Origin of the sequence: Adhaeribacter arboris (genome assembly GCF_003023845.1) — a bacterium.
Lineage (GTDB): Bacteria > Bacteroidota > Bacteroidia > Cytophagales > Hymenobacteraceae > Adhaeribacter > Adhaeribacter arboris.
Genome location: NZ_PYFT01000001.1, coordinates 3,959,936 through 3,975,544 on the forward strand (window position 1 = coordinate 3,959,936; position 15,609 = coordinate 3,975,544).

9 protein-coding genes are annotated in these 15,609 nt (G+C 44.8%); all 9 read right to left on the minus strand.

Annotated features, from left to right (window positions below):
• Window positions 1-410 precede the first annotated feature (410 nt).
• The 9 genes from AHMF7605_RS30815 to AHMF7605_RS16375 all read right to left on the minus strand — a co-directional run bounded on the left by AHMF7605_RS30815 (window position 411) and on the right by AHMF7605_RS16375 (window position 14,876).
• On the minus strand, window positions 411-2,573 hold the full coding sequence (locus AHMF7605_RS30815; RefSeq protein ID WP_262512359.1) for a carbohydrate-binding protein: 2,163 nt from the start codon (window positions 2,571-2,573) through the stop codon (window positions 411-413).
• On the minus strand, window positions 2,558-3,760 hold the full coding sequence (locus AHMF7605_RS30820; protein WP_262512360.1) for a ThuA domain-containing protein: 1,203 nt from the start codon (window positions 3,758-3,760) through the stop codon (window positions 2,558-2,560). The genes AHMF7605_RS30815 and AHMF7605_RS30820 overlap by 16 nt, the downstream gene beginning before the upstream one ends.
• 230 nt (window positions 3,761-3,990) lie before the next feature.
• On the minus strand, window positions 3,991-4,647 hold the full coding sequence (locus AHMF7605_RS16350) for a porin family protein (RefSeq protein ID WP_106931135.1): 657 nt from the start codon (window positions 4,645-4,647) through the stop codon (window positions 3,991-3,993).
• Between the two features lie 112 nt (window positions 4,648-4,759).
• Window positions 4,760-5,443, minus strand: coding sequence for a 3-keto-disaccharide hydrolase (locus AHMF7605_RS16355; protein ID WP_106931137.1), 684 nt, complete (start codon window positions 5,441-5,443; stop codon window positions 4,760-4,762).
• A 184-nt stretch (window positions 5,444-5,627) separates the two neighbouring features.
• Window positions 5,628-7,757 (minus strand): c-type cytochrome, encoded by a 2,130-nt coding sequence (locus AHMF7605_RS16360; protein WP_394336202.1) that lies wholly within the window; start codon window positions 7,755-7,757, stop codon window positions 5,628-5,630.
• 21 nt (window positions 7,758-7,778) lie between these two features.
• Window positions 7,779-9,335, minus strand: a complete 1,557-nt coding sequence (locus tag AHMF7605_RS16365) for a 3-keto-disaccharide hydrolase (RefSeq protein WP_317046579.1) — start codon at window positions 9,333-9,335, stop codon at window positions 7,779-7,781.
• Complete coding sequence (locus tag AHMF7605_RS30970; protein ID WP_317046546.1) at window positions 9,326-9,643, minus strand: hypothetical protein; 318 nt, start codon at window positions 9,641-9,643, stop codon at window positions 9,326-9,328. Before AHMF7605_RS30970 ends, AHMF7605_RS16365 begins: the two co-directional genes overlap by 10 nt.
• Before the next feature lie 410 nt (window positions 9,644-10,053).
• A complete protein-coding gene (locus AHMF7605_RS16370) occupies window positions 10,054-11,643 on the minus strand; it encodes a RagB/SusD family nutrient uptake outer membrane protein (protein WP_106931138.1) in 1,590 nt (529 codons plus the stop codon).
• Window positions 11,644-11,669: 26 nt separating this feature from the next.
• Window positions 11,670-14,876, minus strand: a complete 3,207-nt coding sequence (locus AHMF7605_RS16375) for a SusC/RagA family TonB-linked outer membrane protein (protein ID WP_106931139.1) — start codon at window positions 14,874-14,876, stop codon at window positions 11,670-11,672.
• Window positions 14,877-15,609 lie beyond the last annotated feature (733 nt).

The following is a 15,609-nucleotide window of genomic DNA, read 5'->3' on the forward strand; positions in this document are numbered from 1 at the left end:
ACCCAGTTTGCCTCGTGGCCGGTGGGTCTCGTTTGGCTCTTCCGGGCTGGTCTAAGCTTCTTTTGTTCGTGCCTCACAATGCCTTGTACCTCGGCACCAGAACCTTAGAAGGCCCTCCACAGCCAAACTGCTGTCGTTTATTCTTGGCTACTTGGTTCTACCACTTAGCCGAATTAGAATAAATAAGTCTCAAATACTTTAATTCTCTTTATGGCTTTCTGACGGTTATAATACCCAATAGTATGAGTTACCTTCCATCAGGTTGATTTAAAAAATTGCTCTAACCCGGCGGGTTTCATATCCTGCGTTATGGCAGCTACTTGAAGCGATTTAGTATAAATAATAGTAATTGCAATAAAAAAGAGCCGCTACTTAAAAAGTGACGGCTCTTTTATTAATTATCATCTTGTTTATTTTTTAAACTCAATCGTTTCTAAGGCAATTAAGTTTTGATCGGGTCGGGAATCTTTGGCGACTACGATGTATAAATCGTGGCGGCCGGTAGTTGGCTGCACCGGAGCCGAAACGTTTATTTTCTTATCCCAATTGCCGGTAGGCTGATACTCAATGGTACTAACAACCGGACCACCCGGCGAATCTAAATGCACTTCTAAGCGGGCCGTTTGATCTTTGGAAGCCAACCGGTAAGAAAGTTCTTTAATATTAGTTAAGTCGATGTTTTTAAACAGTAAATAAGAACCATTGCTGGCATTACCCAAAGAATTTCCCCAACGATCAATCCGGTAAATTTCATCGGCATCTACGGCTGCTAATTTTGGACTCCGGAAGGTAAGCAGCGCGCTATTGGTTAAAGGACCTACTTGCTTGCCACCTTTATCGGTGTAAGCCGCCAGTAAGGTATACATGCCTTTTGCCTCTTTCGGATTATGCTCTTTAAATGTTAGAGCTCCCTGCAAAGGCAAGTTCGCTTTTTGCTTTTTCACTTCTGCTAAAGACAAGATGTATTTCACCATTTCCGAGGCATCGGATTTAGAAAGCTGCGGGTGCGCGCTCATGGCGTGTTCGCCCCAATTGCCGCCACCCCCATTGATAATTTTAGCGGCTAATTTATCTACCGCGCCCGCCTGATTTTTGTAGCGTTGGGCTACCATTACAAAAGCTGGCCCTACCGATTTCTTCTCTATTTGGTGACAAGCTTTGCAATCGGAACCGGCAATTAAGGTTTTACCTAAAGTATTGGTCTCAACGGTAGTTAAAATCTGGTGTCCCATCTGGGCTTGGTTCTTAACCGGCTGGGCCACGTAATCAAAAAACACCTTAACATTTTTCGGGTCTACTTTCTGGTCTTCTTTATCCGCAATTTTAACGGCGTATTTTACCGGAGTATTATCCCAGAAAAAAGTTTGGTTACCCGGCAAATCAATGGTTACTTCCGGTAAAGAATTACCCACTTTTATCTGCACCGTGTCGGCATTAATTAAACCAGCCTGATCTTTTACCCGCAAGATAGCGTGATACACGCCCTCCTGGGCATACGTAAAAGTCGGATTGGGTTCCGTAGAACCTACGGTTTTGCCGTCGAATAACCACTCATAGCTGATTTTATCGTTTTCATCGAGGTCTTTGGTGCCGCGGCTGTAAAACGCCACTTTTAACGGGGCCACCCCCACGCTGTCTCTGGTTCCGGCAACTACCAGCGGTGCGCGGTTTCCTTCGTTAAACTCAATTTTTACTACCCGGGCATCGTCGTTGTCAATGCCGTATACCGAACCGTATTCGAGTACATAAAGCGCGCCATCCGGACCTAATTCCATATCAACCGGCCGTTTAAAATCGCCGGTAGCGGGTAAGAAAGGCTCCATCCGGACAAAATTGTTACTGTTATCTAAACGAATGACCATTACCCAGTTACGCATCCAGTCAAAAACGAACAAACCTTTATCGTAAAACTTAGGTAACTTAACCGGGGAGTTCAGGTTCGGATCAAAATGATAAACGGGTCCGGCCATAGCACTACGTCCTCCAGTACCCACAATCGGGAATTCTTTGGAGGCATTGTACGGATACCACACCATGGCTTTCGTAGCCGGAGGCAAGGTTTTAGCGCCCGTATTATTTGGGGAATTATTTACCGGGGCGTTTACATTAAAGAAATCACCGGATTTTTTGGTAGCAAAATCGTAGTCGCGGTAGGGTTTGCTATCGCCCACAAAATACGGCCAACCGTAGTTACCGGCTTTTTTGGCTTGGTTAAATTCATCGTAACCGCGCGGCCCGAAAACATCCAGGCTATCTTTGCCGGAATCCGGACCAATTTCGCCCCAATAAACAATAGAGTTAGCCGGATCAACGGAAATGCGGTAAGGATTGCGACAACCCATAGTATAGATTTCAGGACGAGTGCCCGGCGTACCTTTCGGAAATAAGTTTCCTTCCGGAATGGTGTACGTACCATCAGCTAAAGGATGAATGCGCAGAATTTTACCGCGTAAATCGTTCGGGTTACCGGCCGAGCGCTGGGCATCAAAAGTATGCCGACCCGGAATTTCGTCGATAGGCGCAAAACCATCCGATTTAAATGGTACGGTATTATCGCCTACCGATATAAACAAGTCTTTCTTTTATCAAAAGTTAAAGAACCACCGGTATGGGCACTCGATTCTAAATCAATCGGAATTTCCAGTAATACTTTTTCGGAGGCTACATCCAGACCGCTATCCGTTAAGGTAAACCGCGATACGTGCTGTCTCAGTTTGCTTTTATCTTTCGGGATGGGGGTATGAAAGAAATAGAGCCAATGATTTTGGGTAAAATCCGGATCAAAAGTTATTCCCAACAAACCATTACCCTCGTCGGTAAATACCGGAAACTCTCTTAATAAGGTATTTTTCTTAGTTTTTGGATCATACACTGAGAATTTACCGGTTCGTTCCACGTAAAACACGCGGCCATCCGGCGTAACGGTTAATTCCATGGGCTCGTTCAGGTCGTTGGCCAGAATGGTGCGGGTAAACCGGTTTTCTTCGGGCGTAACAATGCTGTACGATTTGCTGTAATCCAAGGCCTTACCATCGCCCATCGCGTACTGAATACCCGCCCACAAATGATTTAAAAACAAAGGCTCACTGAAAGATTCTTTGGTGTGACCGCCACCGGTATAAAACGAGCGTCCGCCGTCGTACTCCTGGTACCAGGCAATCGGGTGGTTGCGGCCCATTTTACCCACGTTACCGTAAGTGGTTTCGTCGAGGTTGGCTAATACTTTAATGTTTGAACTAACGGATTTGTAATCGTACCATTCGTCGGTGCGTTCCCAACGGGCCGGAATCCCGGCCATTAGGGGGCTATTGGGTTCCAGTACATCAATGGCACCGGCCCGCACATTGGGATTACCCGGGTGACTTAAAAACCAACCTCCTACTAACTTGCCGTACCAAGGCCAATCGTATTCCGTATCGGCGGCGGCGTGCACACCGGCATAACCTCCACCCGCCTGAATGTAGCGTTCAAAAGCTATTTGCTGTTCGTTGTTTAAAACGTCTTGCGTCGTACTCAGAAAAATGACGGCCCGATAATTCTTCAGGCTGTCTTCGGTAAAATAAGCTGCGTTTTTGGTCGTATCTACGCGTATTTTATTAGCAAGACCCATTTTTTGAATAGCCGCCGTACCCTCCGGAATGGAGTTGTGGTAAAAACCTTTGGTTTTAGAAAAAATTAAAATGCGCGGCACTTGCGGTTTGCCAGCGGTATTGGGTTCTACGCCGTTCGACGTTTTGCAGGAATAAAGAGCACTGCCCATGCTTACGAAGCAGCAAAGCCCTAACCAGAGTTTTGAAGAAAACTTTTTAAATAACATATCAACGATTAAAGAATTTTAGCTGTAATAATAGCTTATTGTTACCATTATAATTTTCAAAAATAAGGTTTTTCGGGTACTCTGGCAACCTACAACCGAAGAATAAAATACATTTCGCTCCTACTAATAAAATTTAAAAATTATCTCATTTTCAACGAGTTATGACGGTAGAGCTATTTCTTTTTTCGGTTTACAAAATAACTAAGGCTGGTAACTAAGGATTGGCGCTGAGAAATAGAGAAAAGCTGATTGGTAAATAAATTTCCTAAACCAAAGTAAAACCGGGTATCTAGTTGAAAATTGCCGAGTTTGGTTTTACGCATAAAACCCAGGCCAATAGTAAGCCCATAATCAAAAAACTGAGGTACTACTTTAAAATCCGCCAGATCAGCTCTTTCTTTAAAAAGGAGCGTGTCGCGTTTCGAAAGCAAAAAGGAAGCGTAAGGACCAATATTAAGAAGAAAAGCAGATTTTTTAGAAGAAAATGCTACTTGCGTTAACACGGGCAATTCCAGATAACTTAACTGTTTACGCGTATTACTGATTGTATCCGCCAGCGTCCAACCGTTTCTGATGTAATTTAATTCTACCTGAACACCGAGTTTAGGTTGAGCAACATGCTTTACCAGCACTCCCATCATAATGGTTTTATTAATTTCCTGCGCCACCGCCGGCGTAAAACTTGTTTGGGAAAACATTAGTCCGGCTTTTACCCCGAAAGAAGTTTCCGGGGAAAACGGGGGCTTGGCTACTTCCTTATTACTCTGGGCAACTGTTGTATGGCAAATAAGCAGAAGCAGGCCTAGCACGCCTACATTTTTGAGAACCATAGTTGTTAACTTTCCTTACGGGTGGGGGATAAATATAACGGATATAGCTAGGGATAAAAAACAAAATACCTGAGCAAAACCCAGGTATTTTTATAATAAGTGAAAATAAATATTAAAGTTCTTTGATGCGCATATTACGAAAATAAATAGGGGCGCCGGCGTGCTTTCCTTGTAAACCTACGTAACCTTTTAAGGGCAGCGTTGCCAAAGGTTTATTCAGCCAGGCCGGTATTTCGGAGCCATCCGGATTTTTCTTCGGGTCGGTCCAAAGATTCATATCTATTTCATTTACCAATTCGCCGTTTAGTACTACCCATATTTTTTTGCCTTTGCAGGTAACCGTATAGTGGTTCCACTCTCCCGGCTTTTTTACGTTGCTTTTTTTAGGTGCCAGGCGGCCAAAAATAGCTCCGCATTGCCAGGTTTTGGGGGCCTTCGACCATTCCTCGCTGTAATCATCGGCAATTTGAATTTCTACGCTGTTCGGAATCCAATTTTTAATATCGCTGGCGTGTACCACTACGCCGCTATTGGTGCCGGATGCCGTTTTAAATTCCAGATCCAACATAAAGTTGTTGTATTCTTTATCCGACCAAATGCTGTTATCTTCCGAAGCCGTTAAAACGCCATTTTCAAAGGTCCAGACTTTATCGGGTTTAATAGCATTGGCTAAATCTTTCTCAAATAAATCGCGCCAGCCCGCTTGTTTGGTATTCGGGTGAGTCTTCGTCCCTTCTTGGGCTTGCATGTTCGTGAATAAAATACTAATAAATAGTAAGGATAATAGCTTTTTCATGATTTTAGGAAACTCTGTAACAACTAAGGAGATAAAAGACAAAAAGAAAGCATTAAAGAATACTTTATTCTCTAATGCTTTCTGTAACTACATTTTATTACTATTTCGCCAAACTTAAAGCAAACAAACCTACCCTATATTTCTGTGGACTGTGATTTATCGACTATGGACTATGGACGAAACACTAATTATTAGGATCATCTGAATTTTTAACGCTGGCCTTGGAAGCCGATTGATTACCCCCGTTCAGGGAGTTAATCCAGGCGGCAATTTTTAAAGCATCGGCTTTAGGTACCTGCGGCATAGGCGGCATTTCAGTGGCATATTCCGGCCAATTTTTAGGCTGCGGATTGTAAATTAACTGCACAATCTGCTCGTTGGTGTAATTGCGTTTCGCTACATCTTTGTAAGCCGGACCTACCTGGCGTTTTTCCGGATTATGGCAAGCCAAACAGTTGTGTTTCGCTAATAAAGGTTTTACCTGGTCGAAAGTAAGGACTTGCTGCACAGCGGGCACACTGCCTTTGGCCACAATACCCGTTCCCCTGGCACTACCTTTCGCGCCTCCTTTCGCCGCCGTTTTGTTATTGTTTTTCAGGCCGCTTTCTACTACCGCCGATTGTAGTTTAAAATTAAACCGGTCTTCCATTATCTCGGTAGGTACCGTTTTCATGGCCACTGCTTTACCTGAATTTTTGGTACTAGCCTGAGCTAAAGGCAATTTAGCGCCGTCCGGAATATTATTGAGAGTGTAAAAAGCGTTGGTGTGTAAAAGCGGGGAAGAATTCTCCCGGTCGCGTACGCCTTCCAAGGAAATATTATGCACGTAATACTGGCGTAAGCCATCCACAATAATGCGGGCTTTTAAACCATCTTCCGATACTTTCACGCCTTTTACCTTTGGGTTTTCGATATTTACGGGTGGGCTACCATAAACTGGGTGGTATTTGTAAGTAAAGCTTTCCACGGCGTAAGAAGCTAAATCTTCGGCAGAGCTGCGGTTAACGGGTTTCGTAAATTCAACTTCGAAACCATCGGGCATGGCACGTACATTCAGCATTTCAAAAGGAACCTGCTTGTTCCACACCAAACGCTGCAAGCCTTGGTTAGCTTCACCGGCCGAACCCCAACCCCGATTGGTTTCGCCCACAAATAAGGAGTTATCCGGCGCCCAAGCCATCCGCATTACTCCGGATTGAAAATCGTTCCGGAACTCAATGGCAGCGCCCTGGAATTCGCCTTTCACTTTTTCCATCATGACGCGCGAAATTTTACTTTGCCCCTGGTCGCCTACCAATATCTGACCGGCAAAAGGTCCGAAAGCTCCTTCCGGAATTTTAACAATCTCGGAATTTGAAATACCTAAAATAGTGTGCGGTAATATTACCGATTGTAATTGCAGCTGCGGAAAATCCTTTTTCAAATCGGCTTTCGTTACGAACTTCTCGTCTACTACGTTTTCTGGTTTAATGGCCCGATCATTGGCATCGCGTTTATCGCGCGGATCTAACTTAGCGTTGAACTGTTCGGTGGTGTATTTAACCGGTGAACCGGGCAAATTTGTCCAGCGCAAACCAGCCGGGTGACCGGCAAATATACCTTTTTTCACGTGCCAGATACCGCCGGAACCTACGTATTCCCCTTGATTATCGGAGTAAAATAATTCGCCATCGATCATACCTAAACCAGCCGGCGAACGCATACCGGTTGCCCAGGGCTCTACTTTACCATCCGGGCTGATTTTCAGGGTCCAGCCCCGCCACGGCACCCGGCTTTCGCCTCGCCACCATTGCTCATCGCCGAAGGCTACGTTACCGGTAACAAAGAACGAACCGTCCGGCGCAATCTTCGGCCCGAAAGAATACTCGTGGTAATGGCCGGAAAGAGGCCAGGCATAAACGGTTTCGAACACATCGGCTTTGCCATCTTTATTGGTATCTACCAGTTTGGTTAGCTCACCGCGCTGCGCGCAGTAAAGAGCGCCATCCTTATAAGCTAAGCCTAAGACCTCGTGCAAACCCGAAGCAAACTTACGGAAATAAGGCCGGGCGCTAGTGGGGTTTTCTACGATAAAAATATCGCCCCGCCGGGTAGAAATACCCAGGTCGCCGTTGGGCAGCATGGCTAAACCACCTACTTCCAGAACCGTACCTTCCGGGGCGGTAACCTTCATTATTTTAAAAAAATCTTCTTCTTTAGGCGCTTGCTGCGCCTGAGCCGGAGCAATTCCGGCTAAAGAAAAAGCACTCAGCAGTAAGGGCAAGGCCGCCCGGCGCAAAAATTTATTTCGAATATTATGACTAGAATACTTCATGAACACTATAAATATTAAAATCTAAAAAAGAATAGAATAACCCACTTTGCCTTTTACCGGCACCACTAATTCTTTGCGGCCATTGGCATCGCGTACTACTGGTTTGGTTCCTTTGGCATCATCGAGGCGCAGGTAATACGACTTACCATCCACTAAATACGTACCATTTGCTTTATCTTCAATGGTAGCTCCTTCGGCTAAACGGGCGTATAATTCGCCGCCGACCGGATTTTGCACGGTAATTTCCCGGTGTACTCCTTGTCCGTTATCCAGCACCCGAATAGCATCGGAAACGGTAGCGCCGTACATCCGGTACCTAAAAGTAGGTTGGTCGTTTTCGTCGAGGGTATATCCTTTCGGACGGTAGCTGGTACCCGCGCTATCGGCCACCCAGGCCGCTTGGGACGAACCCAATTTGGCCAGAGAAAACACCGGCGGGCCAAAACGTTGTACCATACCGGCCGGTCGCGAAGAACCATCGCCGCGATCGTGCCACATGGGAGTAGCATCCAGGAAATCGCCCCGCCATACCTGAATAACGGTGCCTTTATCCAGATCGTAAGTATAATGTATTTTTTGCGGACTGCCTACGGATACAGCGTGCACCACGCGGGTACGAGGCTGACCCGGTAAATCCATGAAGCTGCGTAAAATAGTATTGGTGGGAGCATCTACTAAAATGGGATCTACGGTATTGCGGCGACCGGAACTTGCATCCGCATCCCCTACCATAAAATCCCGAATACCTGGTCCGCTAATCGTTAAACCAATTCCCGGCCGCTCATCGGCCTCCATTTTAGCGTATAATAACTCGAAAGGCAAATCGCCGGCGGTTAAAGTTGCCTCGCCCCCGCCCCGGTTGGGCGATCCTACGGGTTTGTTATTGATTTTTAATAAACCACCGCCCCCATTGCCATTCACGTTAAAGGTATACGTTCCCGGCTCTTTCACGCGCATGGTACCCGTGTACCGGATAATAAACTCATTCTGCAAGCTGTTAACGGCCGCATTTAAATTAGTTAAAGAACCTTCGGCCGATGCGGTTAATTTAGAAAAATCGGGCTCGTTATTAAACTTACCTTTATATACCTGGTATTTTATATTGGTCAGTTCGGGCCGGGGTTTATCGTAAGAAGTTAGCTTTATATTCCGGAAGGCTACCGCGCCGTGATCGCCCTGGAAGCGCAGCGGGCCGGTGGCTCTTTCGTCGTTAGCCATGGCACCGCGGGTAGGTCCCAGCAATTCCACGTCTTCGTGAATCGTTACTCCGTTTAACTCCACGCGCAGCATCCGGGCATTCTCGATTTTCTTACCGCTGCCATCAAATTTTGGCGCCTGGAAAGCTACTTTTACATGTTGCCATAACCCGGGCGCGCGGCTGGCATTCTGGCGCGGCGGATACCCTTCGTATCCTTTCTGGCCTTCGGGTTTGCTTTCGTCCCAACGTTCGTAAATGCCGCCATTATCGCCGGCTTTAGGGGTTTTCACACCCCAGCTATCGAGTAGTTGTAATTCGTAACGGCCTTGCAGGTAAATACCGGAATTAGAGCCTTTGGCCATCATGTAATCTAACTCCAGTTCGGCGTCGCCGTGTTCGGCATTGGTGTATAAATCCGCGCCGTGATTTTTTTGTCTGGTAAATTAACCAGTACTCCCGTCCCTTTAGCGGTAGAGAGGGTATTGTCTTTGCCCAAATCGGCGGATACATCACTTATAATCTGCCAGCTTTTAGCGGGATTTTTAAAAGCCGAAAAATCAGTAAGCGGCACGGTACCCGACTGATTGTTAGCAGCCGTTTGCGCCTGCAGGTAAAGAGGAGCCAGAAAACCGGCGCACAGAAGTGCTGCCTTTTGCCGCATACTCTTCACTGAAATAGTCATTGTCATAAGAAAAAGGGATTAATTTGAATATATACTTAAAAGACTTTGCGCGCTAAAATTAGGCTTTTATCGTGAAACAACCTGTATGAAAAGAGTATATAGTTGCGACGGGTAAATGACTCTTGTAGTTTCTTAAAAAAAGCAATCTGCTAGTAACGACTAAACAATAACTTTACTTGAATAACAAATTTCAGAAGCTAAGTAAAGTTTGGGATTAACGCACGTGAAACTAAGGAAAAGCAGGCTCTAGAAACTAAAGCCTGTTTTTGTTAACAACAAGGTTATTTGATGTAGGAAACTGCTTAGATAAAGTAAACAAAGAAGATAGCTTTCAGTACAAGTAAAGCCGCCATCTTCTTTACCAGTTCATGTTTAAAGTAGCTAAGATGTTTTAGAACATCTTAGCTACGGAAGGATTATTTGTAATCCGGATTCTGAGTTAGATTCGAATTATTTCTTATTTCAGGAACTGGAACAGGAAACAAAAGATTCTTTGCGGTTAAAGGCTGATTGGAGCTTTTGTTAACATGGCCTACAAAATCATCAAACCCTTTAGTAGTTTCGTTGTAAACTTTGCGCAGCCGCACCATATCAAACCAGGTTATTTGTTCGTAGCAGAGCTCGTGCCAGCGCTCCTGCCAAACCGCTTCCCGGAATTGCTGTTGACTTAAGCCATTTAATTCAGGAATTTTGGCTCTTCTTCTTACTTTATTGATAGCCTCATAAGTATCTACCGTTGGGCCACCTACTTCATTCTGCGCTTCGGCGTAAATTAACAGCACTTCGGCGTAACGAATCTGAGGCACGTTCAGGTTATTATTACGCGTGCCGTTCACACTAGTTTTAGTAATAGTGCCGTTAGGCTCGATCTTAGTAATAACAGTACCACTAGAAGTTAGGTTAAAGTGTTTAAAAATGTAGGGAGCACCCAATTGAAATTCATCTCCATTACCATTTGTGTAATAGCTGGTATAAAAATATCCTTCCTGGTTTTTAGCTCGCAAATCTCCTGGCTCATAAGAAGCATAAAACGCCGGAGTAGGAATGGTGCTGCCGGTTCCGCCCGGACCATTGTACGTAACGGGTTTAAAGTTAGGATACATATTCTCCATAGGATTACCCGCTACCACGTTATTATACTGGAGCATAAAAATATGTTCTACTTTATTCTCCGTGGCTTCACTGTGTACCTCATAATAGGTTTGGAAAAGATTTATAACACTAGGATTAGCATTGGCGTAGGTAATTACCTCGAAGGCTTTATCGGCGGCTAATTTATAATACTCCGCGCCTTTGTTTAACGGTTGGCCAGCCATGGTTAAATATACCCGGGCTAACTCTGATTTTACCGCTGCCATGGAGGCATGGCCACTAGCATCCATCCAAGGCAAACCCGATGCTTCGGCCGCCTTCAAATCCTCTACAATTAAATTGTAAATCTCTTGTTGAGGAGTCCGGGTCGGAAAAAAATCTTCCGACTCAATAGTCTGCGGTTCGGTAATTAAGGGAATATCGCCCCATAACCGGACGGCATTAAAGTAAGCCCAAGCGCGTAAAAACCGCGCCTGACCCAATACCCGGTTTTTCTGTCCTTCGTCCATGGGGGTAATATTTGGCACTTTCGACAGCAATTGGTTGGACTGGGCAATTACCCGGTATAAGCCATTCCACCAGTTAATAACGTGTTGGGTATTACCGTCGTAATTCAGTCCGTACAGGTTATTTAAATCCGAATTCTGAGCGGTTTCGGTAGTAGAGGTACCGGTAGGCGCTTCCAGCAATTGCCAGCTGGATGAAAAAATACCGGCTCCATCGTATACAGTTCGCATATCAGCGTACACAGCAGCCAAGGCCGCTTCGGCATGATCCGGAATAGTGTAAAAGTTATCAGGGGTTAAGTTAGACGGTGCTTCTTCGTCCAGAAAATCTTTACAAGAAGTAGGACCAAGCAGTATGGCGCCGCAAAGCAATATCTTGCTTATATTTTTTATTATCGTCAGCTTCATATTTAGATGTCTTTTCTATTTATATGTTATAAAGTAACCTGCAGACCAAACATAAAGGTTCTAGGTTTTGGATAACCGTGCCAGTTAATACCCTGCGAGAAAGCACTGCTATCATCGCCTTGGTTAGTAGGAGTTACTTCCGGATCGCCAACGATATCATCGCCGACAAGCAGGAAAGCATTCTGCACGGAGGCGTATACGCGCAACCGGTTTAAGCGAATTTTATTCGTAAAACCTGCCGGAACAGTATAGCCTAATAAAATATTCCGGCCGCGGATAAAGGAACCATCTTTCACCCAGTGCGAATCTACGTTGGTAACGTAGCCAGCTCTGGTATCACGGATTTCAGCTATATCCGAGTTTTGGTTCTGCGGCGTCCAGGCACCTAAAACAGATTTATAGCTGTTGGCCAAGGCTTGACGGTCTTCGCTGGCGTGTAGGGTAAGATCCAGCACGTCGTTACCATAAGAATATTGCAACTCAACGGTTAAATCCAGGGCTTTATAGCGGAAAGTATTTAAGAGCGCTCCCCAAGCTTTCGGGCTGCCGTTACCAATAATGCTCCGGTCTGCGTCGGTAATAGCGTGGTCGCCGTTCACATCCAGGTATTTAATATCACCGGGCAGGATAGTTAAGCCATTACGGTAGCTGGTAAATTTGGCCGCTTCATCTTTCTCGGCTTCGCTCCATACGCCTAAACGGGTAAGACCCCAGAAAGAGCCTACTGGTTCGCCAATACGAATAATGCTGGTCTGGTTTGTAAAGTTAGGTCCACCCACACCAAAGATATCGGCCGGAGTAGCTAAAGTAAGTACCTTATTCCGGTTCATCGAAATATTAAAGGTAGTGTTCCAGGAGAAATCGCCGGAGTTTACGTTGGTGGTATTTAAAGCCAGTTCAATACCTTTGTTTTCCATGGAGCCTACGTTTTTCCGGATAGAGCCATAACCACTGGTACGCGGCACGGGAGCATCCAACAACATATCGGTAGTTTTACGGTAGTAAACATCGGCTTCTAAGCTAATCCGGTTGTTAAGCAAACCTATTTCTAACCCGGCGTCATACTGAGCAGTTTTTTCCCATTTTAAATCAGGGTTGGCTAAACGGTTAATACCCGTTCCGCTTACCCTTGTATCGTTAAATATAGTAGCAAAATTAGAGCTTAACAGAGCTAAAGAAGAATAAGGCGGTATTTCGGAGTTACCGGTTAAGCCATAACTCGTGCGTAATTTTAAGTTAGAGATCAGACTGTTATCCTTCAAGAAATCTTCTTCCGATATCCGCCAGGCTAAGGCGGCGGAAGGGAAGAAGGCAAATTTATGATTTTCCCCGAATTTAGAAGAACCATCGGCCCGACCGGTTACAGTCAGTAAATATTTATCTTTCAGGCTGTAATTAATCCGGCCAAAGTAAGAGTTAAAGGCACTCCGGGATGCTCCGGAACCAACTTCCGGACGAACTGCGCCGGCACCTAGGTTATTAAAGCCAAAATAATCGGTCGAAAAGCCCCGTACCAGCGCACTAATGTTAAAGAAGTTAGTTTCCTGCCAAGAAATACCCGCTAGTGCCGTAATAGAGTGGATTTCAGCAAACCGCTTATTATAAGTTAAATAATTTTCCAAAGACCAGAAACTTTCTTTCCGGTTACGGGTGGCGGCAAAACCCTGATCGCCGATGGATAAAGTCCGGGTGCTGGATTCGTTGTTTTCCTGAGTCATTACGTTTACTCCCAACACGGTACGCATTTCCAAACCTTTTGCCAGGTTTAAATTAGAAAACAAGCTACCGGTAGTAGTTTGGGTATTTAAAATATACTTCCGGTCGTATAGGCGGTGCATGGAACTCATGGTACCTTCGGCAAAAGGATAATCGCGGTTTTCGGCAAAGATCCCCGTCTCATATCTTACCGGCAAGAAGGGGAAGTCTTCCACAATCTGGCGGGCTACGGCATCGTTAATATCTACCAGGTTTTCGGTTTGGTTATTATAAGCCAGTGAACCGCCTATTTTTAACCATTTTTTCACCTGATCGTCGATGGTAAACCGGCCGGAATAACGTTTCATGTAGGAGGTTCTCACCAGTCCTTCGTCGTCGCGGTAACCCAGCGAAAGCGAATAAGTAGTGCGGTCGTTACCCCCGCTAAAGCCTAACTGGTGGTTTTGAGAAAGTTTATTCTGGGTGGTTTCTTTCAGCCAGTCGGTGTCGTGTAATGGCTGAAGATTGGCATCAAAAACCCCCGGATGAGCGGCGCTAAATTGAGCTCTTCTAATTTTAGGATCTAAATAAGCCCATTTGCCTGCGGCCCAGCCAACCGGGTCGTATTTAGCCATATTGGCCCAGGCCAAATCTTCGGTAGCCAAGTATTCTTTGGCATTTAACGCTTCCGGCCGATTCGGGCCAATGGTATTCACTCCAAAATCCACGTTATAAGTTACTTGACCATCGCCGGATCTGCCTCTTTTAGTTGTAACCAAAATAACGCCGTTTGCCCCTCTGGCACCGTAAATAGCCGTAGAAGAAGCATCTTTCAATACTTCCACGGACACAATGTCATTTGGGTTAATATAGTCAATGGCATTACTAAATTGGGCTTGGTTACCTTGGGGCAGCATTACTCCATCTACCACGTACAAAGGGTTGTTAGAGGAGTTAATAGAGCTAAAGCCCCGCACCCGCACCGTAGTACGGCCCCCCGGACGACCGGAGTTGTTATTTACTTGTACCCCCGCCATCCGGCCGGCTAAGGCTTGGTTTAAGGAAGGAGCCGGCCGCTCTTGTAATTGTTCGGCTTTTACGGTAGCTACCGCCCCAGTTAAATCGGATTTGCGTTGCGTACCGTAACCAATTACTACTACTTCTTCCAGCGCTTTGGTATCGGGTGCCAAGGTTACGTTTATAGTAGCTTGGTTATTAATCGGCACTTCTTTGGTTTGGTACCCGATAAAGGATATAACTAAAGTACCGTTGCCATTAGGAGCGTTCAGCGTAAAACTGCCGCTGGGGTCGGTAGTAGCCCCGTTGGTGGTACCCTTCACCAAAACGGTAGCTCCCGGAACGCCTTCGCCTTTTTCGTCGGATATTTTACCGGAAATAGCTGTTTGCGCAAAAGAGAAGCTAAGAGTACTTAAAAAAATCAAAAGGAAACACGTAAATTTTAAAATGGCTCCAACGGATGGTAGTAACTTAGGTACACCATGGTGGTTCCGGATCTTAGCGGGTAAATTAATTTTCATGTTAATTTCTTTTCCTGGATTAGAATTGCACTTACAGTAGCGGCCAGGTAATAGTACAAGCCGCACAAGAACAGCAGGTTAGGAATTAAAACCTGAACGGAGAGAAAAACAGGTGTTGGGAGAAACCAATCTACGCAAATAGAAAGATGCTGCCACACCAACTGATAAGAAAACAATGGCCTTTTGCCATTTGACGAGAGAAGTATGGTAACTGGTTTATTTCATAGGTGACTTATGGTTTAGTTGGTTTTTAGCATTAATAACTTATAATATTTTAAAGTGAAACTTTAATCGTAAATCTTACGAAGCAATAACAGATTAAAAAGACGTAGAGAAAAAATATTAATTACTGGTTGATAACACTAAATTGTAACCTAAAACCATAAGGAGCGCACGTTTAAAAACTACCTATTTCAGGCGCTGCTCTACCGGGAAGGAAATGCTGTATTAATAGGAAATATAGTTAGAATATTCCGTTAAAAATACGCTTTTTTAACATTTATCAGTAAGCGTTTTTAATATTTATTAATAAAATCATCCTCATTGGAATATTAAAGCTTTGTTTCTTTACTAGTTTATCAATGCAAATAGGAATAACTGTAAAGGCTAAAAACTTACTTCTGACAAAAGCATTCTTTAAGGGGAAAGCTTTATTTTTAAGATCAAATTATACTTTATAAAATCTAATGAAAACCAAGAGGATACCTAAAAGCTATCCCCTTGGTAAGTTTGC